Below are 22,969 nucleotides of genomic sequence, written 5' to 3'. Positions count from 1 at the left end.
GGTGTAGCGTCGGTCCCGTTGGCGAGGCAATCCCAACGTCGCTAGGACTAGGTAGCAGTCTCGCAACGATTACGTCCATTTTCTTTGGCTTTGTACAATGCTGTATCAGCTGCTTCGAACAAGTCATCGCTGCCGTCCATGCTGTCTGTATGTGTTGCGATGCCTATGCTAACGGTGATATTGCGGTTGGGCCATGCATGTCGTTGTACCGCACGTCGGGTCCGTTCTGCTATGACGTGTGCACCTTTCGTGTCGGAGCCAGGCAGTAGGACGACAAATTCCTCGCCGCCGAAACGGCCGACGGAATCGTAATCGCGCGTAACGTCTCGTAACAACTTACCCAGCATTTCCAGGATATCGTCGCCAGCCTTATGACCGTAGGTGTCGTTAAAGGACTTGAACTCATCCACGTCGATTACCAGCAAGGACATGGCTGTCTGTTCTCTCTTCGCACGATTGAATTCTTCAGTCAGGCGGTGACGCAGCCCGCGTCTATTGAGCAATCCGGTCAGCGAATCGGTAACTGATTGCACCCGGAGGTTGGCATGGGATTCTTCCATATTACGTTTATGCTCTTCGAGCCGTGCTACGTGACCCTCTTGATCAAGCAGGGATTGTTCGATGCCTTCAATGTCCTTGCGCATCTCAAGTTGGCTGACCACTAATCGGGAAAGTATTCGTAACGCATCCGCTTGCGCGATTGTGAGTTCGCGCGGTTTCCTATCGATAACGCACAACGTGCCCAGTGCTTCGCCACTCGGCGTAACCAAAGGCGCTCCGGCGTAAAAGCGAATGTTGGGGTCGCCGGTAACCAGAGGGTTTTCTTCAAAGCGTTCGTCTTTGCGCGCATCATTGATCACGAAGACATCATCGGGGGTCACGATTGCATGTGCACAAAACGCGTGTTCGCGCGGTGTTTCCTGTGCTTCAAGTCCGACTCGAGACTTGAACCATTGCCGGTGATGGTCGACGAGACTGATCAATGCAATGGGCGATTCACAAATGACCGATGCCAAGCGAGTAATGTCGTCGTAGTCTCGCTCCGGCAATGTATCTAGAATGGAGTAGGTATCGAGTTTACGAACTCGTTGGGCATCGTTTTCCAGTATTGGCGCTGAGCTCATTTCAGTTTATATCCTTAAAAATTAAGGTTTTATGCACAATCCATAGTGCTGGCAGCGGCTTTGCGGGAGCGCATAAACCTACCGAATCTCGTCTGCTATTCCCATATATCGGCGTGAGTCAGTGGCGCTTTAGCCCAGTGTTCCGGTCGTTGCACACGACCGCATGACGTGGTTTCGGTTTGTTCTACGTGTTTCCACCGCGCTGCATACCGTTATGGCAGTTGTAGCGAACTGCATTTAGAATCCTCTGAGTCCGAACAGGGCGGGTGTAGTTCAATGGTAGAACTTCTGCTTCCCAAGCAGATAACGTGGGTTCGATTCCCATCACCCGCTCCAGCCGAACGCGGTTGATTATTCGGACTTGTAAACAACCCCGCCTTTCATAACAAAGCCGACGTTTTCGAGCGTCGAGATGTCCTCAAGCGGATTACCGTTCACCGCAATGATGTCGGCATAGTAACCGGGAGCGATCTGGCCAACGCGATCTTCCCAGCCCAGCAGTTTCGCGGCATTGACAGTCGCCGATTGCAGCGCTTGCAATGGAGTCATGCCGAAGCGGACCATGCGTGAGAACTGTTTGCCGTTGTCACCGTGCGGGTATACGCCGGAGTCCGTCGCGAAGACCATGTTGGCGCCGGCTTTAACTGCCATTGAAAAGCTTTCGCGTTGCCGCTCGCCGACCATGCGATCTTTGTTGATGTTTTCTTCCGGTACACCGTTCGCTTTGCCTTCCGCCAGTGTGTACTCCGTGTTGTAGATATCCATGGCCAGATAGGTGCCATGTTTCTTGGCCAAACGGATGGCTTCGTCATCGAGGAAGCTCGCGTGGTCTACGGAATCAACGCCGGCCAGAATGGCAAGCTTGATGCCTTCGGTACCGTGCGCGTGCGCAACAACCCGCCGGTTGTGGGTATGCGCTTCCTCTACAAGCGCCTGCATTTCTTCGAGCGAGTACTGCGTCTGGCCAGGAATTGTGCCTTTCGAAAATACGCCGCCAGTGGCAGTGAACTTGATGTGGTCCACCCCGTACTTGACGTTCTTCCTGACCTGCCGCCGAACTTCCCAGGGGCCGTCCGCGACGCCGTCTGCGCGCTCTTGATACGCGTGATTTAGTGAGTTTCCGTCAGCGTGGCCACCGGTGATACCGAGGGCCGGGCCGGCGACAGCCATGCGCGGCCCCGGCACATCGCCTGCCTCGATGGAGTCTCGTAACGCGACATCCATATAATCGGACGCACCGACGTCACGAACCGTGGTGAATCCGGCCAGCAGAGTCTTTCTTGCGTTGACAACGCCGCCGATGACAGCGCGATGCGGCGACTGGAAATAACCGGCAAAGAAGTAGTTATCGAGGTGGCCCATCAGATGCGTGTGCATGTCCATGACACCCGGCATAACGAACCGGTCAGACAGGTCGATAACCGTCGCATCGGCCGGAATATCCGTTGCCTGCTGATTCACGCTGCTGATTCGTTCGCCATCGATCTGGATGACGGCATTGCGAGTAACCTTGCCGTCCACCGGATTCAGGAGTTGTCCTGCCTTGATGTAAACCACGTCGGCCATGGCGGCCGGGGCATTGGCTATGGCACAAACGAGCAAAATCACTGAGGCTGTAATCGTTTTCATTTCCTTCCTTTACTGGGGTTTGAGCACAAATATGCATTGAAGTAGCCGCACTGCCATTGTCCATTTCTTTGTGACTCTGTACTACACTGGCGGTAGTTGCTGCTGCAATTAGTCTATTTAGGGGGATACCGTGATCAAATTTGAATTGAATGGCAAGGCTGTTACCGCCGCGAGTCCAGAAGACACTTCGTTGCTGTGGGTCATTCGTGACGAGCTCAAATTGAAAGGCACAAAGTTTGGCTGCGGTATCGCGATGTGCGGTGCGTGCACAGTGCACCTCGACGGGAACGCCATCCGCTCCTGCGTGACACCGGTCAGCGTCGCCGCGGGGCGCAAGGTGACGACCATAGAAGGTCTGGACAGCGCGGCTGGCAAAGCGTTGCAAAAGGCCTGGGTGGCGGAACAGGTTCCGCAATGCGGTTACTGCCAGTCAGGACAAATTATGCAGGCAGCCAATCTGCTGGATACCAAGCCGAATCCTTCCGATGACGATATCAACGCCGCGATGAACGGCAATTTGTGCCGCTGTATGGCGTACGTGCGAATAAAAAAGGCAATCAAAGTTGCTGCCAAGCGCGGGGAGGCCTGATCATGGTTATGAAAGTGAACTCGATTGGTAGTGAACTGAGTCGTCGCCGTTTTCTGGTAGGTACTGCGAATGCCGGTCTGATCATGGGGCTCGGCGCATTGTTGCCGGGTTGCAGCCAGGAGCAAGCAACGAGTGATTTGGCTGCGGGCGATATGACGAAGAGTTTTTCCCCCGCAGTTTGGTTTGAGATTGATGCGCATGGCGCCGTAGTCATCAACATAGCGAAGGCCGAGATGGGCCAGCACGTTGGTACTGCGCTGGCGCGTATCGTGGCTGACGAACTGGGTGCCGCCTGGGACAGCGTTAACATCAAACACGTGGATACTGACCCCAAGTGGGGGTTCATGGTGACGGGTGGTTCATGGTCCGTATTCACCAGCTGGGTCATGTTGTCGCAAGCCGGTGCTGCAGGTCGTACAGTGCTGGTTGATGCCGGTGCCGCGCTGTTGGGTGTTGCTGCAGCGGATTGCGTAGCAAGGGATGGCAAGGTAAGCGCGGGCGGTCAATCCGTGAGTTTTGCCGAGATCGTGCAGAAAGGCGACATCAGTCGCAGTTTCAGTGAGGAAGAATTGGCGGCCATGCCGATCAAGCCGGCAGCCAGTCGCGACCTCATTGGCAAGCCAGTGGCTGCCCTCGATATTCCGGCAAAAAGTGTCGGTGCGGCTACTTACGGACTGGATGTCGAGTTACCCGGCATGGTCTACGCTCATCCGTTAATTCCGCCAACCCGCTACGGCAGTTCGATCCTTTCGATCGATGACAGGGCGGCGCTCGAGATCCCCGGCTATCAGCGAACTATTGAAATAGATGACCCGAGCGATGTGATTCAGGGCTGGGCACTGGTAATCGCCGACAGTTTTCCCAGTGCGATGAAAGCGGCTGCGGCGATTGTCGTCGACTGGACGCCCGGGCCCACGGCAAAGGTCAGCGAGAGCGACCTGATTGCTGAGGGTGAGCGTCTGGCGAATGACAAGAGCACGGGCGTATTGGTCGTCGATGACGGTGATGTTGCCGCCGCTCGTGAATCGGCAGCAAAAACGCATACGGGGATTTACCGCACGGCTACCGCGCTGCACTTTACGCTCGAACCACAGAATGCTTTGGTCGAATTTGATGCCGAGGGTGTTTGTCATGTACACGCTGGCAATCAATGGCAATCATTGATATTGCCGCAACTCGCAGCCGCACTGGAAATGCCGGAGTCCAGTATTGTCATTCACCAGTACTACCTGGGCGGTGGCTTCGGTCGACGCCTGTATGGCGATCAAATGATTCCGGCGGCATTGGCCGCTCGTGCTCTCGGCAAGCCGGTCAAACTCGTGTTTCAGCGCGAGGATGACAGCCGCTTCGATTGCACCCGCTCGGCTTCTGTTCAGCAGTTTGATGCCTCGTTCGATGCCGAGGGCCAGTTGACGGGTGTTGAACATGCGGCGGCAGCGGGTTGGCCGACTCTCACAATGGCACCCGGTTTTCTGGCTGACGGTGTCGATGGCAACGGCAAGTTTGATACGTTTTCAGTCAGTGGCGCGGATCACTGGTACAGCCTGCCCAGCCACAGGGTCCGCGCGGTCAATAACGATCTCGCGCAGAAGACGTTTCTTCCCGGCTGGTTGCGCGCCGTCGGTCCCGGCTGGATAGGTTGGGGCGTTGAAAGTTTTATGGATGAACTGGCCAACCTTGCCGGGGAAGATCCCATTGACTTTCGCCTGGCCCGGCTCGATGCAGCGGGTAAGAATTCGGGTTCCGCACCATCGGCCGTTGGTGGCGCTGCGCGTCTGGCAGCGGCACTGCGCGACGTAAGAGATCGCAGCGGCTGGGGGCGTGATCTCCCGGCAGGTGAGGGTATGGGAGTTGCTGTCTGTCATGGTCAGGAACGGAACATGCCTACGTGGGTAGCATGTGTGGCTCATGTAGCGGTGGACGAGAGCAGCAAGAAAGTGACGGTCAGAAAGCTGTGGCAGTCGATCGATTGCGGCACAGTCGTGCACCCGGATGGCGCGCTGGCTCAGGCACAAGGTGCGGCATTGTGGGGAGTGAGTCTCGCGCTGCACGAAGGCGCGGCGTTCAAAGACGGTCAGGTTAACGAGCGTAATCTCAACACCTATACGCCGCTCAGGATGGCCGATGTGCCAGAGCTGGACATTCGCTTTATGGCTAGCAGCGAGATGCCTACCGGTCTCGGCGAACCGCCATTGATTCCGGTGCCGCCAGCAATTGGTAACGCGATTTTTGCGGCAACCGGTACGCGCGCGAGAAACCTGCCGATACGTTTGTAGGAAGCCAGGCTGCAACTGCGCACGGCGTCGGTCAGGTGATGATCGATGCCGTGCGCTTTCAAGGCACTTTCAGAAGAGGTAGCCCTGCCGTTTAGCGGCGCGCGAAAACGCGATCAGGTAGATGCCAATCAGTACGATCGCTACCGGCAAGACAGCGGCTTGTCCGCCGAGGACAGCGAATGCGTCTGTGAGCAAGAACGTAGCACCGATCTGAACAACGACTGCCAGCAATGACAGCGCGAACAATGCAATTGCCCAACTCTTCCGCAATAGCAGTGCAAGGCCGCCGAGAGCACCGCTGAATACTGCGAAAGCATTTGCCCCCGTAACCAGTGCCGGCATGCTGCTGCGCAAGTTGCGTTCGGCTTCTGTCAGTGTACTGAGGGCTTCCGGGCTGGCCGTCACTTGCAGCAAATAGGTGGCGACACCCAGCAAATTCCAAAGCAGTGCCAGGCTACTGATGATCCAGAATGCTGAAGTCGGTTTGACATAAATCCTGTCGTTCATTGGGGCCCCCCGGCTTGTTTGTGGGATACGGCTGTCTGCGCCGCTTGCCCTGAGTTTGCGCCGCATCCCGCTAGCGTGCAAATCATGAGTTCGGTCGTAAGTGACCAGAAACGGCAGGATTGGTGTGACATTTGTGACCTGTGACGCACTTCACACGAATGCCTCATTTGCCCCCTAAAGATTGCCTGTCCGTGGCCGCTAAAGACTTACGAGTGAGGCGCGGAGCGCAGCCGCGTCGGCGGCCGATTAGCCATCGGTATAACAAGAACTTACAGAGACGCAGATAGACACATGACTGAGCAACTACAGAGCATAGGGCGTTACGAAATCATCCGTCCCATCGGCAGCGGCTCACAAGGCGCCGTACACCTGGCTCGGGACCCTGTATTGGATCGCTTTGTTGCGATCAAAGTGCTCAACGCGAGCAGTTCTGAACTGAACAGTCTGAGTGACGATGGCACGCCACTCGAAGCACGTATCTCCAGCAAACTGAAACACCCGAACATCGTGCCTATTTTCGACGCGGGCAAACACGACAATGATCCTTACCTTGTGTTCGAATTCGTGGAAGGCACGACACTGGCTGAGCAGCTGAAATCACACGGCAAGATGACTATTGAAGAAGCGGTGCCGGTCATCGCGGCAGTGCTCAAAGCGTTAGCAACTGCACACGAGTCGGAGATTTTGCATCTCGATCTCAGCCCCAGAAACATTTTGATCGACAGTGACAGTGTGCCGCGGGTGATGGATTTTGGCCTGGCGCAGTACGTCAATTTCACGCATCAATCCAGCGACACAGTAACCGGTACCTTGCGCTACATGGCGCCCGAGCATTTTCTGAACAAGCCGCTGGGCCCGTGGACAGACGTGTTTGCGTTGGGTGGCACGTTCTATCAGATGATCACCGGCGATCATGCGATGAAAGGCATGACGGTGGAGCAGGTGCAGTTGCAGATCATCTCTGCGAACGTTGATTACGAAGCGTTGAAGAGCATCCCGCACGGCGTGGAGTTTATTCGCTTTCTGCAAGGTGCGTTGGAAAGGGACCGGGAAGGGCGCTATGCCGATTGCGGCGTAATGAGTGAAGCGTTCTCCATTTTTCTGCAGGAAACCGGCCTCGGTGAACTGGCAGAGAATGCGGATACCAACCACAGCACTATCGAATTCTTGTTGCGGCGCATGCAGCGTAAATCCGACTTCCCGACTGTATCGCGAACGCTGTCCGATATTAATCAGATGACCGGTGAAGACTCACGTGTCTCGGCTGACAAACTGGCGAACGTCATTCTTCGCGACTTTGCTTTGACCAGCAAGCTTCTTAAGCTGGTTAACTCAGCGTTTTACGGCACGCGCGCTAACGAAATCACCAGCGTTTCGCAGGCAGTTGTGTTCCTCGGTGTGGAGCAGATCCGCTTGACGGCGAACAGCCTGACCTTTTTTGGTCACCTCAAAGGTGACTCTGCAACGCTGAAAGATTCGTTGACGCGTTCGTTTTTCAGTGGCCTCGTCGCACGGCATCTCGCGCAGCGCGCCAAACTGCCGCGCGCAGAAGAAGCGTTTATCTGCGGTATGTGCCAGAACGTGGGTGAGAATCTCGTTATCTACTACTTCCCCGATGAATACGCGGATATCAAGGCTCTGCAAGATGACAAAGGTCTTGGCAAGATGGCGGCTTCACGTGGCGTGTTGGGCGTTAGTTACGCGGAGCTCGGTGCGGCGGTTGCCAAGACCTGGAATTTGCCGCGTTCGATTATTGACGCGGTACGCGGCTTGCCACCGGGGTCCGTTGGCAGGCCCAAGGATGAAGGTGCAGCATTGCGCGATATCGCCGTTTTCGCCAATGATCTTTGTGAGTTATTTCAGTCACGCAGCAGCGAAGAAATGCGTCCGGAAATGCTGTTCTTGCTGAAGCAGTTCGAAGAGAGTATTCCGCTGGAGACAGAGTATTGCGTGAAGCTGGTGGGCGCCGGTTATCAGAAGCTGAAGGAGTACGCGCCGATATTCGAGATCAACGTAGAGTCGAGCGACTATTGCCGTGCTGTACACAACTGGCTGGAACAGCAGATGGAAATATCGGCACGTATTGCGGCCGCGGGCGGTAGCTAACGCCGCGGTCTACCTGTGGCGGCCGTTCCAGGCCAGCCGTGTTGCCGCCTGCTTTAAGCGGGCACGATTGGCATCCGTGGGCATGGGTTCGGATTCACCAAAAATGGCGCGGACCCAGTGACCATCCGTCGGGTTCGGTAGCAAGATGAATTTGTCGCCCCAGTCGGCGCGATCGCGTTCCATCAATGCCATGCGTTCGTCGACATCCTTCACGTAGTAATCGCGTCGAAAATCGTTCAGGTTATCGCCCAGCATTAACGCGATGTCGAAACGCTGTTCGATTGAGGCACGCGCCGGCGTTTTGTCGGAGGTCTCGCGAAAGACGTACAGGTGATCGCTGTCGGCGTAAGGGAAGTTGAGTTCCTGTAGTTGCAGAAGTGCGTACTCGTAGGTGCGTTCTCCCTGATCACGGTTTGTGACGTAGAAGATCTCGACTCCTTGTTGCTTGCAGTAAGCCAGGAAGTCGAGCGCACCGGGTACGGCCGTCATCAGGTTCTCCGGCAGCCATTCATCCCAGATGGCGTCATCAAAAAAATCCCGGCCTTCGTTGACGAGGTAGCCCCAGTAACTGTTGGCATGCAGGACCGTGTTGTCGAGATCGGCGATCACCGCGAGCGGCCGGTCGTCGGCGCTGCGTTCTGCGAGCGCGATCTTCAGCCGCAGTTGCGCAAGGCTGTAGGCCTGATAACACAGTGCCTGAAATTCAGCCGCGGTTTGCTGCCAGGCCAGTGCCCAGAGGAGTGGGTTGCTGTCGTCATTGTCGACGCTGGCAGCTAAGGCGGGTGCGGTACTGACAGCGCCACCTGTAGCGAGTATCAGCGCCAGTAAGCGGCGGCGGTCGTGATCGGTCATGTCGATCATGCGGGTTCCTTGTGCAGGCATTGGCCGGTTGCTTGATTGTAGCTTGTTGTGGAGGAGTGCTCTTACTCCTCCGGGTCAAAGATGGCTTCGATGGGTTGCTCGAACAGTCGTGCAATGCGAAACGCCAGCGGCAGCCCAGGGTCGTACTTGCCGGTTTCAATGGCATTGATGGTCTGTCGTGATACTTCGAGTTGCTCGGCGAGCGTGGCTTGTGACCAATCTCGCTCGGCACGCAGGATTTTCAGTCGATTCTTCACTGGCCGTCCTTCATGCGGTTGCTGCGGCCCGGCCGGAACAGCGCTTGCCTGTGACAGACAGTGGCTGGCGGCGGAGTTTGCGGGTTCTTGTTGTGTTCATCCTGGTCTCTGCGAATCGGTGAGGGGCCATGTCTAGCGATACCGCCAGGCGCCGTAGATTTGCGCCGCTGACCAGATCAGGACGACAGGGGTAAACAGGTCCATGGTCTGCGGTGCCTGTTGGCCAGCGGATTCGAGCAGCGTGTGACCGGTCGCGAGTAACAGGTACGCGGCCAGTGCAACGCCGGCAGCGTCCGTTTGAATTTTTCGTTGCAGCTCGTCGGTTTGCCGCAGGAATCGCCGGTAGGCGAACAGGGTACCGATCCCCAGCAGACTGGGCGCAGCGAGCAGGAGGGTGAACAGGGGGCGTGTCAGTTCTGCGTGCTCCCTGAGCAGGCTGTTTGCCATGGTAAAGCTGATTGCCCAGACGAGGCATGAAGCCATGAAAATGTACTGATTACGGCGATCCTTGGCACTGCCGAAGCTGCATAAGAAAGGCTGTCTGGGTTCGTCAGTAGGGGAATTGTTGTTCACGATCTGCTCCGCTGTTGTAAAGGTTGCTTGTCATGAGGAAACTGTAGAGAGTGCTTGTCAAAAAGTAAAGTAAACTTGTCATTTTTTATATATTAATTGACGGATAAAAAGGGCTGGCAAGCTTGGATTAACTGTATATACTCACAGGTACTGTCTATTTATACAGGGTACCTACGATGGACCAGTTAACCCCCCGTCAAAAACAGATTCTTGAAATGATTCAAGACTTTATAGCCGAATTTGGCATGCCACCGACACGCGCCGAGATTGCCCGGGAGCTGGGTTTTAAATCGGTTAACGCGGCTGAAGACCACCTTCGTGCCCTGCAGAGGAAGGGGGTGCTGGATTTGTTGCCCGGTGCTTCGCGCGGTATTCAGCTCAAGGACTCCCTGCGCGATCAGCTGGGTTTGCCGCTGGTTGGGCGGGTTGCGGCGGGCAGCCCGATTCTGGCTGAGGAGCACATCGAAACGCATTACCGTATCGACCCTGCGCTGTTTCGGCCGAAGCCGCATTACCTGCTGCGGGTGTACGGCATGAGCATGAAGAACGCGGGTATTCTGGACGGCGATCTCGTTGCCGTACACCGCACGCCGGAAGTGCGCAGCCGGCAGATCGTGGTCGCCCGCATCGATGACGAGGTCACGGTGAAGCGCTACCGGCAGGATGGCAAGGTGGTTTGGCTGCTGCCGGAGAACGAAGAGTTTGAACCTATCCAGGTCAATCTGGATGTGCAGGCGATGGTCATCGAAGGCGTCGTGGTCGGGGTCATTCGCGATGGCCTGTTGCTGCACTGACTGAACCTGAACGCCAACGCCCGGTATGAGCGATGCACTCGACAAACTGTTGCAAAGCCCGCGCCTGTGGCGAGGGCGGGCACAGGGCAGCGCCTGGCAGGGACTCGCCACAGGGTACCCACGCTTTGACGAGCACCTGCCAGGCGGTGGCTGGCCGCGGCATGCGCTGACCGAAATCCTGCTGGAACAGTACGGCAGCGGTGAACTGAAACTGCTGATGCCGGCGCTGGCGCGTCTCAGCCAGGAGGCCGGTGGCTGGCTGAGTTGGATCGCACCGCCGTTTCAGCCGTACCCGCCCGCCTTGCAGCAATGGGGCATCAACCTGTCACGGGTGCTGATCGTGAAACCACGGGCGGCTACCGAGGCGCTGTGGGCGGCTGAGCAGGCTTTAAGTTGCGGTAATTGCGCCGCAGTCCTGTTGTGGTCAGATCGTTTTGACAGTACGGCGAGTCGTCGCCTGCAGCTTGCCGCCGAACAGGGCAAGAGCTGGGTTATTGCCTTCCGCTCCCTGCGCGCGCGGCGGGAACCTTCGGCGGCTGCTTTGCGCATAGAGCTGCGGCAGGGCAATGGCGGCACGGATATCCACATTCTGAAAAGCCGTGGTGGACGTCCGGCGGCAGTACCGGGTGTCATTCACAACTATGCCGATCTGCCGGGGCACTAAGTCGTGGCGGTTGCCGGTAAAAAGTCCGCCCTGTTGCGGGACGCGGGCCCGACGCCCGCTGTAACGCGTACCCCGGAGCAACAGTCGTTACTGCCGGAGGAGCCGCCGCTATCGCCGTTACAACGCCAGCCGCTGCTGCGCACGACACCTGACGAACAGCTCTGGCTGTGCCTGTATTTACCGCGATTGCCACTCGAGTCATCGAACGTTGCTGATGACCTGCCTCTGTACGCGGTCTTTGAAGAGCGGCAGGGCATACGGCAGATTCTGCAGGCCAGCGTAACGGCGGCGGCGGCGGGTGTGCATCCGGGTCTGTCCGTAGATGCGGCACTGGCGCTGTTGCCTGAGCTGCAACTCGAAGAACGCGATGCTATTCGTGAGCACGAGTTGTTGCAGGAACTGGCGGCCTGGGCTGAACGTTACACGTCGTTTGTCGTCGTCGAAGCGCCATCGTTGCTGTTACTGGAACTGAAAGCCAGCCTGCGGCTTTTTGCCGGTTTGAAGCGCCTGCGCAGCGAGATCGTAAAGGCACTCGAGGCGCAGGGTTACAGTGCCTTACCAGCCATTGCGCCGACGCCACTGGCGGCCACCTGGCTGGCACGGGCGGGCAGCCGGCGTTGCATTGTCACCAGTGACAAGCTGAACAGAGCGGTGAGTGTGCTGCCGCTGTCCTGCCTGGCATGGCCGGCGAAACTGAGCGCCTCTTTGCAGGGCATGGGTTTGTCGCAGATCGGTGATTTGCTGCGTCTGCCACGCGACGGTTTCACTCAGCGCTTCGGCGCCGCACGCTTGCTGGAACTGGATCGGGCGCTGGGCAGGCTGCCGGACCCGCGTCCGCATTTTCGCGCGCCGCAATCGTTCGTGGCCGATTGCGATCTTGACGGTGAACACAATGACCGCGCCTGGTTGCTGAATGCCTGTGAGCAGTTGCTACAGAAGCTAGAGCGGTTTCTGTTGACGCGGCAGATGGCAAGTCGTCGTCTGCTCTTTCGTTTCTACCATCTGCAGCACGCGGCCACTGTGCTGACGCTTGGCAGCGCCAGAGCGGAACGTAGCAGTGCCCTCTGGCTACAGCTGCTGAGCATCCGCTTTGAACAGACTGAATTACCCGCAGGGGTTATTGCGATTCGTTTACAGGCGGCTGACGGCCAGTCACTCACAGCGACAAGCGCATCACTGGGTTTCAGTTCAGGCCCCGATGACGAGGTGCCCATCGATCACCTTATCGAACGACTGGCGGCGCGTATGGGCAGTCAGGCGGTGCACGGTATCGATACGGTGGCCGAACACCGGCCGGACTACGCCTGGCGTCGGCAACGGCTCATGGAGCGCGTGCCACGCTGCGCAGCACCATCGCCGGCACCGTTGTTACGGCGTCGACCGTTATGGATGCTGGAATTGCCGGAAGCCTTGCCTCTGCAGCACGGTCAACCCTGTTACCAGGGACCGCTTCAGCTTGAACACGGGCCGGAACGGATTGAAAGCGGCTGGTGGGACGAGGCCAGTATTGCTCGCGATTACTACGTGGCAAGCAGCCCGGCGGGTACCTGTCTTTGGGTCTTCCGTGATCGCAAAGGAGGTGGCTGGTATGTGCACGGGTTTTTCGGCTGATGAATGCTTATGCAGAACTGCACACGCTCAGCAACTTCAGTTTTCTGCGTGGCGCTTCGCACCCTGAGGAACTGGTCGCAACCGCCGCCGAACTCGGTTACGAAGCACTGGCGATTACGGATGAGTGTTCTGTCTCCGGGGTAGTGCGGGCGCACACGGCGGCAAAAAAACACGGTCTGAAGAAGCTGCTTATCGGCGCGGAGTTTCGGTTGACGTGCGGACTGCAACTCGTCGCTTTGGCTACGAGCCGTGCGGGCTACGCCGCGCTGTGCGGCTTGATCAGTCGCGGTCGCAGGGCCGCGGATAAAGGTCACTATCGGGTAAGTGCGAGCGATTTCGCTGATGGCCTGCCGGGCTGTCTGTTGCTCTGGTTGCCGGGCCGGAGCCTGTCACTTGCTCGAGAGGATCAATGGATTTGTACGCGTTTCGCCGGGCGGCTGTGGATTGCGGTGGAGCTGCTGGCCGACGGCCTGGATAGGGAACGTTTGGCGAGCCTGCAGGCCGTGGGTAAAGAATGGACTTTGCCGCTCGTCGCCTGTGGTGATGTCCATATGCATTGCCGCGGGCGTCGTGCTTTGCAGGATACGTTAACGGCCATTCGCGAAGGGGTAACGGTGGCGAATGCGGGTTTTTCCCTGCACGCCAATGGCGAGCGTTACCTGCGGCCAATCAATGTGCTGAAGCGAATCTACCCGGCCGCATTGCTGACCGAGAGTGTACGTATAGCCGAACGCGTTAATTTCTCGCTGGATGAACTGCGTTACGAATACCCGCAAGAGCTGGTGCCAGACAACGAAACGCCGGCCAGCTATTTACGCAAGCTAACCGAAGCCGGCATGCGCACACGCTGGCCGGACGGTACGCCGGCAAAGGTAACAACCATTGTCGAACACGAACTTGCCTTGATTCGTGAACTCAATTACGAAACCTATTTCCTGACGGTGCACGATATCGTCGCATTCGCACGTTCGCGAAACATCCTGTGTCAGGGTCGCGGTTCGGCGGCGAATTCGGCTGTGTGTTTTTGCCTTGGTATTACGGAGGTGGACCCGGATCGCATGGTGATGCTGGTCGAGCGTTTTATTTCCAAAGAGCGTAATGAACCGCCGGATATTGATGTCGACTTCGAACACGAACGCCGTGAAGAGGTTATTCAGTACATCTACAGGAAGTACGGCCGTGAACGCGCCGCACTGGCGGCGACCGTTATTACCTACCGCGCACGCAGCGCATTACGCGATATAGGCAAGGTGCTTGGTTTGTCCGGTTTGCAGCTCGACAGACTGGCGCGCTCGATGCAGTGGTGGGACGGCAACGAGGTTGACGACAGCCGCGTACGTGAAGCGGGCCTCGATCCTGACAGCCCGGTGATCCGGCGGCTGTTGTGGTTGACGCGACAATTGCTGGGCTTCCCCCGGCACCTGTCACAGCATGTCGGTGGTTTCGTTATTGCGAACGGTCCGTTATCCGCACTGGTGCCGGTTGAAAATGCCTCGATGCCGGATCGCACTGTGATCCAGTGGGAGAAAAATGACCTGGAAGAGCTTGGCCTGCTGAAAGTCGATGTGCTGGGTCTTGGCATGCTGACGGCTATCCGCCGCAGCTTTGACCTGATCCACAAATTCGATGGGCGGCGCTACACACTCGCCAGTGTCCCGGCGGAGGACCCGCTCGTTTACGATATGGTGTGTGACGGCGACACGATGGGCGTGTTCCAGATTGAGTCCCGTGCGCAGATGGCGATGTTGCCACGACTCCGTCCACGCAGTTACTACGATCTCGTCATTGAAGTGGCCATCATTCGCCCCGGACCGATTCAGGGTGACATGGTGCATCCCTACCTGCGGCGCAGAAACGGCGAAGAAGCGGTTGATTACCCGAGTGAAGAGGTACGTGGTGTACTGGAGCGCACGCTCGGGGTGCCGATTTTTCAGGAGCAGGTGATGCAGCTCGCTGTGGTTGCTGCCGGGTTTACGCCGGGCGAAGCTGATCAGCTGCGCCGTGCGATGGCAGCCTGGAAACGCCGTGGCGGTCTCGGGCCGTTCGAAGACAAGCTAATCAATGGCATGCGTGAACGCGGTTACGAAGAGAGCTTCGCCCGGCAGCTTTTCCAGCAGATCCTGGGCTTCGGTGAATACGGTTTTCCAGAGTCGCATGCCGCCAGTTTCGCGTTGCTGGTGTACGTATCCTGTTGGCTGAAGTGCCACGAACCGGCCGCGTTTTGCTGTGCTTTGCTGAACAGCCAGCCGATGGGTTTCTACTCCGCGTCGCAACTAATACAGGATGTGCGTCGCCATGGTGTCGAGGTTCGGCCTGTGGACGTGAATAACAGCGATTGGGATTGCAGCCTCGAGTGTGCCGCCAACGGGGAGCCTGCGTTGCGTCTGGGTTTGCGGCAGGTCAAAGGCCTGCCCGAGACGGCCGGACGTCAGCTTGCACAAGTGCGCTCGGTCGCCGCTTTTCGTAACGTGCAGGACATGGCAGGGCGGGTTGGTTTGCAGCGCAACGAGTTAGGTGCATTGGCCGCGGCGGGGGCGCTGACCGCGCTGGATGGTCACCGTCACCGCGCGCGCTGGACGGTTGCAGGTGTCGAGACTGCAACACCGTTGTTCGCTGACCTCGAGCGCTATGAACCGGCAGCGATGCTCAAAAAACCCACGGAAGGACAGGACCTGGTGGCCGACTACCAGAGTCTGGGACTCACACTGGGCCGACACCCGTTGGCGTTGTTACGAAAGCGCCTTGTTGATGCACGCTATCTCTTGTCCAGCGATCTCGCCGGTATACCGAGTGGTCGGCATGTCCGTGTTGCAGGGTTGGTCATTACCAAGCAACGGCCGGGTACCGCTGGTGGCGTAACGTTCGTCACCCTGGAAGATGAGTCAGGCCATACGAACCTGATTGTGTGGAAAAAAACGGCAGAGCAACAACGGCAGGTGCTGTTGAATGCGCGCCTGATGGGCGTGGAGGGCGAACTGCAGATAGAGGGCAAGGTGATTCACGTCATAGCCCGCCGGCTGATTGATCACAGCGAGTTACTTGGTGATCTGACAGTGACATCGCGGGATTTCCGCTAATCGAAACGTAGCTGCTGTCAGTCGTCGCCGTACATGTCGAAAGAGTAGGTGTCGTCAAGGTTGCGACTTTCCTGGATCTCTTCAAGCCGGCGACGAATCTCCTTCTTGCGCATGACATCGTCAACGCCGGTCTTCTCCATTTCCGCCATCAGCTTCTCGACGTTCACTTCCATGGAAACATCCAGGTCGTCATCGTCATCCGAGCTGTCGCTCGACATTACAACCGTTTCAGTGCCGTCGAATTCTTCGACATCGTCGTCGTCATCGACAGCCGCTTTCTGCGGTTCTTCGTTTTCCAAGTCGCTGTTGTGTTTCTTTCCCGGCATGGATCCGCCCCTCGACTCTAATCCACTTCATCAGCTACCAAACATTGGTGACGTTCATTAGCTGTATACCCGGATTGCGGGAGGCGCGCAAGATCGTGTTCGGCAGTTCTGGCGGAAGCAGTGAAATACGTGTCGGTAAGCATTTCACTCGCCGCGTATTGCTTGCTCAGGACCCGATCAGGTTGTTGATTTCAAAGATCGGCAAGAGAATTGCGAGCACGATGAGCAATACCACGAGCGCCATGATAATGACCATCAGCGGCTGCATGATGCCCAGCAGTGCCGCAATGAGGCCATCGACCTCCCGTTCCTGATTGTTCGCGGCGCGCCCCAGCATCTCTTCCAGTCTGCCGCTGGCTTCACCGCTGGCGATCAAATGCGTCATCATCGGCGGGAACACCCGGCTTGCTGCCAGAGACTTGCTGATCATGGCGCCTTCGCGAATACGCAGGCTCGCTTCTTCAACGGCTTCACGCATGGGTATGTTGACCACGACCTGCGAGGCTATACGCAGGGAATCCAGAATCGGTACGCCGCTACCGGCAAGGATGCTCAGGGTCTGAGTAAAGCGTGCAGTATTTATACCGCGAGTCAGACGGCTGATAATGGGAAGCCGCAGCAGAACACGGTGGTACTGACGCTTTGGACCTTCTTTCTCCAGCAGCTTGCCAATGCCGAAAACAGTGGCGACGACGCCGACGATCAGCGCAAACCAGTGATCCCGCAGAAAGTCGCTGGTCGCAATCATGATTCTGGTTAGTAACGGCAATTGCTGGTCGTAGCTTTCGAAGACATAGACGACCTTCGGCACTACGTAGGCGAGCATAAAGCTGATGATGGCAACCGCTGTGACGAACAACGCGATGGGATAAATAAGCGCATTGCGGACTTGCTGTTGCAGGACCTGGCGGGATTCGGTGAATTCAGCCAGCCTCTCAAGCACGGCGTCGAGATGGCCGGATTGCTCGCCGGCAGACACCGTAGCCCGGTACAACTCGGGAAACGCCTGCGGGAAATCGCTGAGCCCGTCCGCCAGCGTGTGCCCTTCCATGACACGCGCGCGCACACCCAGCAAGATACTCTTGATGCGCGGCGTTTCGCTCTGCTGACTGACTGCCAGTAACGCTTCCTCCAGCGGCAATCCGGATTGTGCCAGTGTAGCGAGCTGGCGGGTGAGTAACGCAAGGTCCGGTGCGGAGATGCCGCGACGTATTCCTGGCGTACGGGTTTTCTTGTCCGTCTTGGACGCGATCTCCGTTACCTTGACCGGCAGCAGTTGCTTGTCGCGCAGCAGTTGCCGGACATGTTTCGGCGTGTCGCCTTCGAGGAGGCCTTTGGACTCCTTTCCGGTCTTGTCGATGGCGACGAACTCGAATGCACCCATTAGTCTGTTCCGGCCTTGCTAGTCTGCGCGGGTGACGCGCAGAACTTCTTCGAGTGTTGTCTCGCCATCCAGTACCCGTCGACGACCGTCATCGCGAATACTCGGTGTCATGGTTCGTGCGTGCTTTTCGAGTTGCTGCTCGCTTGCGCCGTCGTGAATCATGGTACGCATAGCGTCATCGACGCCGATGACTTCGTAAATGCCGGTACGGCCATGATAGCCAGCGCTGGCCTCAACGCCCGGCCGGTACAAGGTCGGTGGTTCAGCCGGGTCAAAATTCAGCGTCGAACATTCGTACTCACGGGCGGTGTACGGCGTTTTGGTTTTCGGATCCAGCACGCGGACCAGTCGTTGCGCAATAACTCCGATGAGACTGGACGAAAGCAGAAACGGTTCGACACCCATATCGCGCAGACGGGTTACGGCGCCGACGGCCGTGTTGGTATGCAATGTGGACAAGACCAGGTGCCCGGTAAGACTGGCCTGAACAGCAATTTCCGCTGTCTCCAGATCACGAATTTCGCCAACCATGACGACGTCGGGATCCTGCCGAAGGATCGCACGCAAGCCCCGCGCGAAGGTCATGTCAACTTTGGTATTGACCTGTGACTGGCCTATGCCATCGATGAAGTACTCTATCGGGTCTTCAACGGTCATGATGTTGCGACTGTTGTCGTTAATTCGTTCCAGTGCAGCGTATAGCGTGGTGGTCTTGCCTGAACCGGTCGGGCCGGTAACAAGAATAATGCCGTGAGGCTTGTGAATCAGATCGTCCATCAAATTCAGCGATTCACTCGCCATGCCCAGTGACTTCAGGTTCAGTCGACCTGCCTGTTTGTCGAGTAGTCGTAGCACCACTCGTTCACCGTGTCCCGAGGGCATGGTGGACACGCGAACGTCGACCGCGCGCCCTGCGATACGCAACGATATGCGTCCGTCTTGTGGCAGGCGTTTTTCGGCAATATCGAGTTTCGACATGACCTTGATTCGGGAAACCACGAGTGGTGCCAGGGCGCGACGAGTTTGCAGGATTTCCTGCAACACGCCATCAACCCTGAAGCGCACGCCCAAGCGGTTCTCATAAGGTTCAATGTGCACGTCAGAGGCGTTTTCTTTGACGGCTTCGGTAAGCACGGCGTTGATGAAGCGGATAATCGGCGCGTCATCGTCGCTCTCGAGCAAGTCCGAAGGTTCCGGCAGTTCCTGTGCCACCCGCAATAAATCGGTGTGGTCATCGAGGTCGCCGACCATTTGCATGGCTTTGTGACTGCCTTGCTCGTAGGTTTGTTGCAGCAACGTGTCGAAAGCGGCCGGTGTCACTCTCGTCAATCGCAGCTTCTTGCCAGCGAACCGTCGAGCTTCGGCAATGCTGGTAGGCGTTGCGCCAGCACGGTAGGCCGCCTGGAGCGTGTCGCCTTCATCGGACTGAATAAGAACGCCGTGTCGCTTCGCGAAGGAGAAGGGCAGAATCTTGAGATCGCCAACCTGCGGCAGGGCAGGTTCGACTACCGCGGCGATGTCTTCTTCCAGAAACAGTTCCGGTCTTTCTTCCATCGTGTGCTTATCAGTCTTGCGAATCGTTGTCAGACGATTCGTCAACCGGTACCGGCCGGTCGTAGCTTTCAAGAGGCGGAATTACGGGGCGTTCGACGCCGCGCATTTGGTTTACGCCACCGCCACCCGACTGGATGTTCCGAATATAGTTGTATTTGGCGTCGGTCTCGACTGCCGTCTGGGTGCTGTCGCGCAGTATTTTAGGCCGAATGAAGACCATCAGGTTGGTCTTGACCTTACTAACGCTGCGATTTCGAAACAGTGCTCCGACGACCGGCAGGCTGCCTAAAATCGGCACACGCTGGGTGTTCTCGCGCAAGCTGTCTTCAATCAGACCGCCAAGCACCAGAATGCCGCCGTCTTCAACGATTACCGTTGTTTCGATGATGCGCTCGTTGGTCACCAAGTCCGCGGCGCCGGCTGTCGCCGTTTCGCTCAGGCTCGAAATTTCCTGTGATATCTTCAGGAGTACGGCGCTGCCTTCATTGATCTGTGGAGTAATCGTCAGCTTGACGCCGATTTGTTCGCGTTGAATGGTCTGGAACGGATTTACCCCGCCGCCACTGCCTGTACCGGTATTTGAGAACGAGCCGGTCAAGAACGGCACTTCTTTACCGACGTTGATGCTGGCTTCTTCGTTGTCGGTCGTGACGATCGTTGGTGTGGAAATTATGTTGGTGTCAGCATCGCCTTCAAGTGCGTTCAGGATGGCGGCGAAACTGGTGCCGCGATCGCTGATCCGCCCGACCCCCGTCGTAATACCTTCACCAATAATGCCGTCAGCACTCGTCGGTGTGTCGCCGCCCAGCAGTCCGGCCAGATTGACGATATTGCTACCGGCATTCGAAAAGCGTGTGGCGCCCACGAGGCTGTTGCTGCCACTGCCATCGATGGCCCAGGTGACGCCGAGCTCCGATGCCTTGTCAGCCGTTACCTCAACGATGATGGCTTCGACCAACACCTGTGCGCGCCGGATATCCAGGCGATCAACAATTTGCATTAGCGATCGCATCATCTTTGGCGGTGCGTTCATGATTAGTGCATTGGTTTGCGCATCGGCCCAAACGCTGACTTCCGACGAACTGGAGGCGCTGCCCTGGGCAGCGCCGGTTGCGGCAAGTTGCTGTGCGAAATGCTGCTGCAGCTTGCCAGATAGTTCCTCGGCATCGGCGTACCGCAAGTACCTGACTTGTGTGTCGCCGCCGTCTTCCAAGGGTGTGTCAAGATGGGCAATCAGCGCCCGCAAGCGCAATCGTTCGCTGCGGTCGCCGCCGATCAATACGCTGTTAGTTCGAGCATCGGCAACGAGGCTGGTGGTCACGGGCATGCCGTCCGTGCGCGGTGTTTGGGTTAGCGCCGTCAGTACCCGGACGATCTCTGATGCGGATGCGTGTGATAAAGACACCACTTCAATGTCTTCGTCGTTTGACTGGTCAATGCGCCGGATGATGCTGATCATGCGCGCTACGTTGCCCGCGCGGTCCGAAATTATCAGCATGTTCGAGCCGGGGTGCGCGGCAAGATGCCCGTACTGCGGAATCAACGGCCGAAGTATGGGAACCAGTTGGGCGGCGCCCACGTTTTGCACCTGTATTACCTGAGTCACTATGTCATCGGCACCGGCACCCTCGCCGGACAGGAAGCCGGGATACTGGCGAGCACTGGCATTAGGCAGGATTTTGATGAGGCCCTCTGACGGTATGGCTACGTAGCCATGCACTTCGAGTATCGAAAGAAATGCTTCGTAAAAAGCGGCCGGGGACATGGGGGTTGCCGACAGCATCGTTACTTTGGCGTCAACTCGCGGATCAATCAGGAAGTTTTTGCCCGTCACTTCCCCGACGGCTTCGACGATTTGTCGGAGATCGGCATCTTTGTAATTGGGCGTGATAGTAGGCTGTTGGGCTTGTGCCAGCGGACAGGGCGCTCAGCGCCAGCAACAACAGACCAACGGTCCGCCACCCTTGCGCCAACGTTTTTATGCTGACTTTGTTCAAACTAGTCCCTATTGGTCGTCGAGTTGTAGCTGATTGGTATTCAGTACCAGCGTTTGTGGCTGGCCGTTGCGTTCAACGGTTACCGATACCTGTTCGGCTGTACCCAAATTCTGGAATATTTGCATGGCTTGTTGCGGATCGGTAAGTGCCGCACCGTCGATGTCTTTAATCAGGTCACCCGGTCGGAGACCAAGTGCGGCAAACTGCCGCCGGTCTCGCCCGGGGTACACACGATAGCCCTGTTGCTGGCCGTTAACGAAATACGGTGTCGGTCGAATGACGTCGGCCAGCTTGGTCACATTCTGCGCAACCACATTTTGAATGCTTTGCGTGTCGTCCTCAGTCACTGTCGCCCGGTTAACGGCGGCGACGTTTCGCCGGCTCCGCGGTGCAGTGTCAGGAAATTCTTTCGGCAACTTGAGGACTTCAAGTGCGCCACTTCGATTGAGAACGACGCGGTCAGTATAAACCGCATGCAGCGTAGCTCCCGGCGCCACCGTATCCCGAATGCTGTAGATTTTCTCTTCGTTGCGGTTGTCGGAGATAATGGCGATAGAGTCAGCGGTTTCAGCGGCAGCGATGGTGCCTTTCAGGATCAAACTAAGGTTGGTCTCTGCAAGGTCTTCAACGGGTTGCGTCTCAACCTGCTGAACGGGGGCCTGCTCTGCATTCGCTTCCCCAAACAGGTGCGTTGCGGCGATGAGTTGGACGTCAGCCGATTGGGCGCTCTTCGCGCTGTTAACAGCTGCCATGGCAGGGGCCGTAATCGGGTCGCCGGCAGCCGGTGCGGGAACCAGCAACCAAATCAGACGGGCCAGTTGCCAGCCAAACACCACGATCAGCACGAATGTGAGCCAACGCGGCAACTCGCGCGTCGCCATGGCTAACAGGCGCTCGCTGTCTAAGTTGCTGAAATCGGACCACTTTGCATTCAATGTCATAACCGGTATTGGTGCCTCGGGGCGCTGCGTTCCGGAAGGTGGGGCGTGTTTGCCTCCCAGATATAAACGCAGCTGGGTGATGATACGGTTTAAAACCAGCCGCTAACAAGCCCGCGACCAAAAAAACCTATATGGCGCAAGTATATATCGTCACTTGTTGAGGTACTTGTAAGAAGCAGAGCCCGGCGGTCAGAGTGGCGCTAATGACGAATTTTGCGACCCAGGGTTTAAGTACGCCGGGAACGGCCCATATATAATGCATTCTGATTACCGGGTCATGAACAGGTGCCCCGGGCTGCCAATCAACCACTTAACAATGAAGTCCGCACGATATGTCTACCGAGAACGACGACCCTTCACCGTTGCACGATGATGACCTCGCGGTCGAAGAGTCGCGACCTGAAATCAAGCAGCCACCGTTGTACCGCGTCCTGCTACTTAACGACGACTACACACCAATGCAGTTTGTTGTCGGAGTTCTGGAATCGGTGTTCAGGATGGAACGGACGGCGGCGACAAGGGTCATGTTAGAAGTACACACCAAAGGTCAGGGCGTTTGTGGCGTTTTTACTTACGAGATTGCCGAGACCAAAGTTGCGCAGGTAACGAGCATCGCGCAGCAGCAACAGCATCCTTTGTTGTGTACGATGGAAGAGGTTTGATTTTTTCCGAGCTTGGGCGCTCGAACTAAACGGGTAA

General features: G+C 57.2%; 19 protein-coding genes and 1 tRNA gene. 9 read left to right on the top strand and 11 right to left on the bottom strand.

Translation table 11 applies throughout. From position 1 onward, the window contains the following. Positions 1–47: 47 nt before the first annotated feature. Positions 48–1,124: a sensor domain-containing diguanylate cyclase gene (locus AC0L8N_RS01015; protein ID WP_473665722.1), complete on the bottom strand. Its 1,077-nt coding sequence runs from the start codon at positions 1,122–1,124 to the stop codon at positions 48–50. 262 nt (positions 1,125–1,386) lie between these two features. Between AC0L8N_RS01015 and AC0L8N_RS01010 the strand changes: the two genes are divergently transcribed. Next, a tRNA-Gly gene (locus AC0L8N_RS01010) sits at positions 1,387–1,460 on the top strand. A 15-nt stretch (positions 1,461–1,475) separates the two neighbouring features. Here AC0L8N_RS01010 and AC0L8N_RS01005 read toward each other — a convergent pair. Next, positions 1,476–2,753, bottom strand: a complete 1,278-nt coding sequence (locus tag AC0L8N_RS01005) for a Xaa-Pro dipeptidase (RefSeq protein ID WP_473665720.1) — start codon at positions 2,751–2,753, stop codon at positions 1,476–1,478. A 130-nt stretch (positions 2,754–2,883) separates the two neighbouring features. Between AC0L8N_RS01005 and AC0L8N_RS01000 the strand changes: the two genes are divergently transcribed. Further along, a complete protein-coding gene (locus AC0L8N_RS01000; RefSeq protein WP_473665719.1) occupies positions 2,884–3,342 on the top strand; it encodes a (2Fe-2S)-binding protein in 459 nt (152 codons plus the stop codon). 8 nt (positions 3,343–3,350) lie between these two features. Further along, positions 3,351–5,618, top strand: a complete 2,268-nt coding sequence (locus tag AC0L8N_RS00995; protein WP_473669985.1) for a xanthine dehydrogenase family protein molybdopterin-binding subunit — start codon at positions 3,351–3,353, stop codon at positions 5,616–5,618. 69 nt (positions 5,619–5,687) lie between these two features. Here the strand turns inward: AC0L8N_RS00995 and AC0L8N_RS00990 are convergent, their stop codons facing one another. Further along, positions 5,688–6,125, bottom strand: a complete 438-nt coding sequence (locus tag AC0L8N_RS00990) for a hypothetical protein (protein WP_473665718.1) — start codon at positions 6,123–6,125, stop codon at positions 5,688–5,690. A 291-nt stretch (positions 6,126–6,416) separates the two neighbouring features. Here AC0L8N_RS00990 and AC0L8N_RS00985 point away from each other — a divergent pair, with 291 nt between their 5' ends. Beyond that, complete coding sequence (locus AC0L8N_RS00985) at positions 6,417–8,231, top strand: protein kinase domain-containing protein (RefSeq protein WP_473665717.1); 1,815 nt, start codon at positions 6,417–6,419, stop codon at positions 8,229–8,231. Positions 8,232–8,240: 9 nt separating this feature from the next. Here AC0L8N_RS00985 and AC0L8N_RS00980 read toward each other — a convergent pair whose 3' ends face one another. The 3 genes from AC0L8N_RS00980 to AC0L8N_RS00970 all read right to left on the bottom strand — a co-directional run bounded on the left by AC0L8N_RS00980 (position 8,241) and on the right by AC0L8N_RS00970 (position 9,922). After that, on the bottom strand, positions 8,241–9,092 hold the full coding sequence (locus AC0L8N_RS00980; RefSeq protein ID WP_473665716.1) for a 5'-nucleotidase, lipoprotein e(P4) family: 852 nt from the start codon (positions 9,090–9,092) through the stop codon (positions 8,241–8,243). Between the two features lie 62 nt (positions 9,093–9,154). After that, positions 9,155–9,349, bottom strand: coding sequence for a helix-turn-helix transcriptional regulator (locus AC0L8N_RS00975; protein WP_068615257.1), 195 nt, complete (start codon positions 9,347–9,349; stop codon positions 9,155–9,157). A gap of 132 nt (positions 9,350–9,481) precedes the next feature. Continuing rightward, positions 9,482–9,922: a hypothetical protein gene (locus AC0L8N_RS00970; RefSeq protein ID WP_473665714.1), complete on the bottom strand. Its 441-nt coding sequence runs from the start codon at positions 9,920–9,922 to the stop codon at positions 9,482–9,484. Between the two features lie 176 nt (positions 9,923–10,098). Here AC0L8N_RS00970 and lexA point away from each other — a divergent pair, with 176 nt between their 5' ends. From lexA to AC0L8N_RS00950, 4 genes are read left to right on the top strand one after another with little or no spacing between them, the layout of a single operon-like run. Then, entirely contained in the window at positions 10,099–10,716 is a 618-nt protein-coding gene (lexA, locus tag AC0L8N_RS00965; protein ID WP_068615263.1) for a transcriptional repressor LexA, read from the top strand. Between the two features lie 25 nt (positions 10,717–10,741). Then, entirely contained in the window at positions 10,742–11,380 is a 639-nt protein-coding gene (gene imuA, locus AC0L8N_RS00960) for a translesion DNA synthesis-associated protein ImuA (RefSeq protein ID WP_473665713.1), read from the top strand. Positions 11,381–11,383: 3 nt separating this feature from the next. Next, positions 11,384–12,991 carry a Y-family DNA polymerase gene (locus tag AC0L8N_RS00955; RefSeq protein ID WP_473665712.1) on the top strand — a complete coding sequence of 536 codons (1,608 nt, stop codon included), beginning with the start codon at positions 11,384–11,386 and terminating at the stop codon, positions 12,989–12,991. After that, a complete protein-coding gene (locus tag AC0L8N_RS00950; protein ID WP_473665711.1) occupies positions 12,991–16,068 on the top strand; it encodes an error-prone DNA polymerase in 3,078 nt (1,025 codons plus the stop codon). The genes AC0L8N_RS00955 and AC0L8N_RS00950 overlap by 1 nt, the downstream gene beginning before the upstream one ends. Positions 16,069–16,085: 17 nt before the next feature. Here AC0L8N_RS00950 and AC0L8N_RS00945 read toward each other — a convergent pair whose 3' ends face one another. The 5 genes from AC0L8N_RS00945 to gspC all read right to left on the bottom strand — a co-directional run bounded on the left by AC0L8N_RS00945 (position 16,086) and on the right by gspC (position 22,264). Beyond that, positions 16,086–16,394: a hypothetical protein gene (locus AC0L8N_RS00945; RefSeq protein ID WP_473665710.1), complete on the bottom strand. Its 309-nt coding sequence runs from the start codon at positions 16,392–16,394 to the stop codon at positions 16,086–16,088. Positions 16,395–16,560: 166 nt separating this feature from the next. Next, positions 16,561–17,778 (bottom strand): type II secretion system inner membrane protein GspF, encoded by a 1,218-nt coding sequence (gspF, locus tag AC0L8N_RS00940; RefSeq protein WP_473665709.1) that lies wholly within the window; start codon positions 17,776–17,778, stop codon positions 16,561–16,563. 18 nt (positions 17,779–17,796) lie between these two features. Continuing rightward, on the bottom strand, positions 17,797–19,332 hold the full coding sequence (gene gspE / locus AC0L8N_RS00935; RefSeq protein WP_473665708.1) for a type II secretion system ATPase GspE: 1,536 nt from the start codon (positions 19,330–19,332) through the stop codon (positions 17,797–17,799). 10 nt (positions 19,333–19,342) lie between these two features. Then, positions 19,343–21,223 (bottom strand): type II secretion system secretin GspD, encoded by a 1,881-nt coding sequence (gene gspD, locus AC0L8N_RS00930; protein WP_473669983.1) that lies wholly within the window; start codon positions 21,221–21,223, stop codon positions 19,343–19,345. 114 nt (positions 21,224–21,337) lie between these two features. Next, positions 21,338–22,264 (bottom strand): type II secretion system protein GspC, encoded by a 927-nt coding sequence (gene gspC / locus AC0L8N_RS00925; RefSeq protein WP_473665707.1) that lies wholly within the window; start codon positions 22,262–22,264, stop codon positions 21,338–21,340. Between the two features lie 338 nt (positions 22,265–22,602). Between gspC and clpS the strand changes: the two genes are divergently transcribed. Then, a complete protein-coding gene (gene clpS, locus AC0L8N_RS00920; RefSeq protein ID WP_473665706.1) occupies positions 22,603–22,932 on the top strand; it encodes an ATP-dependent Clp protease adapter ClpS in 330 nt (109 codons plus the stop codon). Positions 22,933–22,969 lie beyond the last annotated feature (37 nt).

The organism is Woeseia sp. D3-10 (assembly GCF_055809415.1).
Note: the sequence above shows the minus strand (reverse complement) of the source record. Positions and strands in the feature narration are given on the sequence as shown.

Excerpts from the sequence above, each read along its gene's own strand:
- AC0L8N_RS01015 (WP_473665722.1), bottom strand. The coding sequence starts at position 1,124 with ATGAGCTCAGCGCCAATACTGGAAAACGATGCCCAACGAGTTCGTAAA.
- AC0L8N_RS01005 (WP_473665720.1), bottom strand. The coding sequence starts at position 2,753 with ATGAAAACGATTACAGCCTCAGTGATTTTGCTCGTTTGTGCCATAGCC.
- AC0L8N_RS00995 (WP_473669985.1), top strand. The coding sequence starts at position 3,351 with ATGAAAGTGAACTCGATTGGTAGTGAACTGAGTCGTCGCCGTTTTCTG.
- AC0L8N_RS00990 (WP_473665718.1), bottom strand. The coding sequence starts at position 6,125 with ATGAACGACAGGATTTATGTCAAACCGACTTCAGCATTCTGGATCATC.
- AC0L8N_RS00985 (WP_473665717.1), top strand. The coding sequence starts at position 6,417 with ATGACTGAGCAACTACAGAGCATAGGGCGTTACGAAATCATCCGTCCC.
- AC0L8N_RS00980 (WP_473665716.1), bottom strand. The coding sequence starts at position 9,092 with ATGATCGACATGACCGATCACGACCGCCGCCGCTTACTGGCGCTGATA.
- lexA (WP_068615263.1), top strand. The coding sequence starts at position 10,099 with ATGGACCAGTTAACCCCCCGTCAAAAACAGATTCTTGAAATGATTCAA.
- imuA (WP_473665713.1), top strand. The coding sequence starts at position 10,742 with ATGAGCGATGCACTCGACAAACTGTTGCAAAGCCCGCGCCTGTGGCGA.
- AC0L8N_RS00950 (WP_473665711.1), top strand. The coding sequence starts at position 12,991 with ATGAATGCTTATGCAGAACTGCACACGCTCAGCAACTTCAGTTTTCTG.
- AC0L8N_RS00945 (WP_473665710.1), bottom strand. The coding sequence starts at position 16,394 with ATGCCGGGAAAGAAACACAACAGCGACTTGGAAAACGAAGAACCGCAG.
- gspF (WP_473665709.1), bottom strand. The coding sequence starts at position 17,778 with ATGGGTGCATTCGAGTTCGTCGCCATCGACAAGACCGGAAAGGAGTCC.
- gspE (WP_473665708.1), bottom strand. The coding sequence starts at position 19,332 with ATGGAAGAAAGACCGGAACTGTTTCTGGAAGAAGACATCGCCGCGGTA.
- clpS (WP_473665706.1), top strand. The coding sequence starts at position 22,603 with ATGTCTACCGAGAACGACGACCCTTCACCGTTGCACGATGATGACCTC.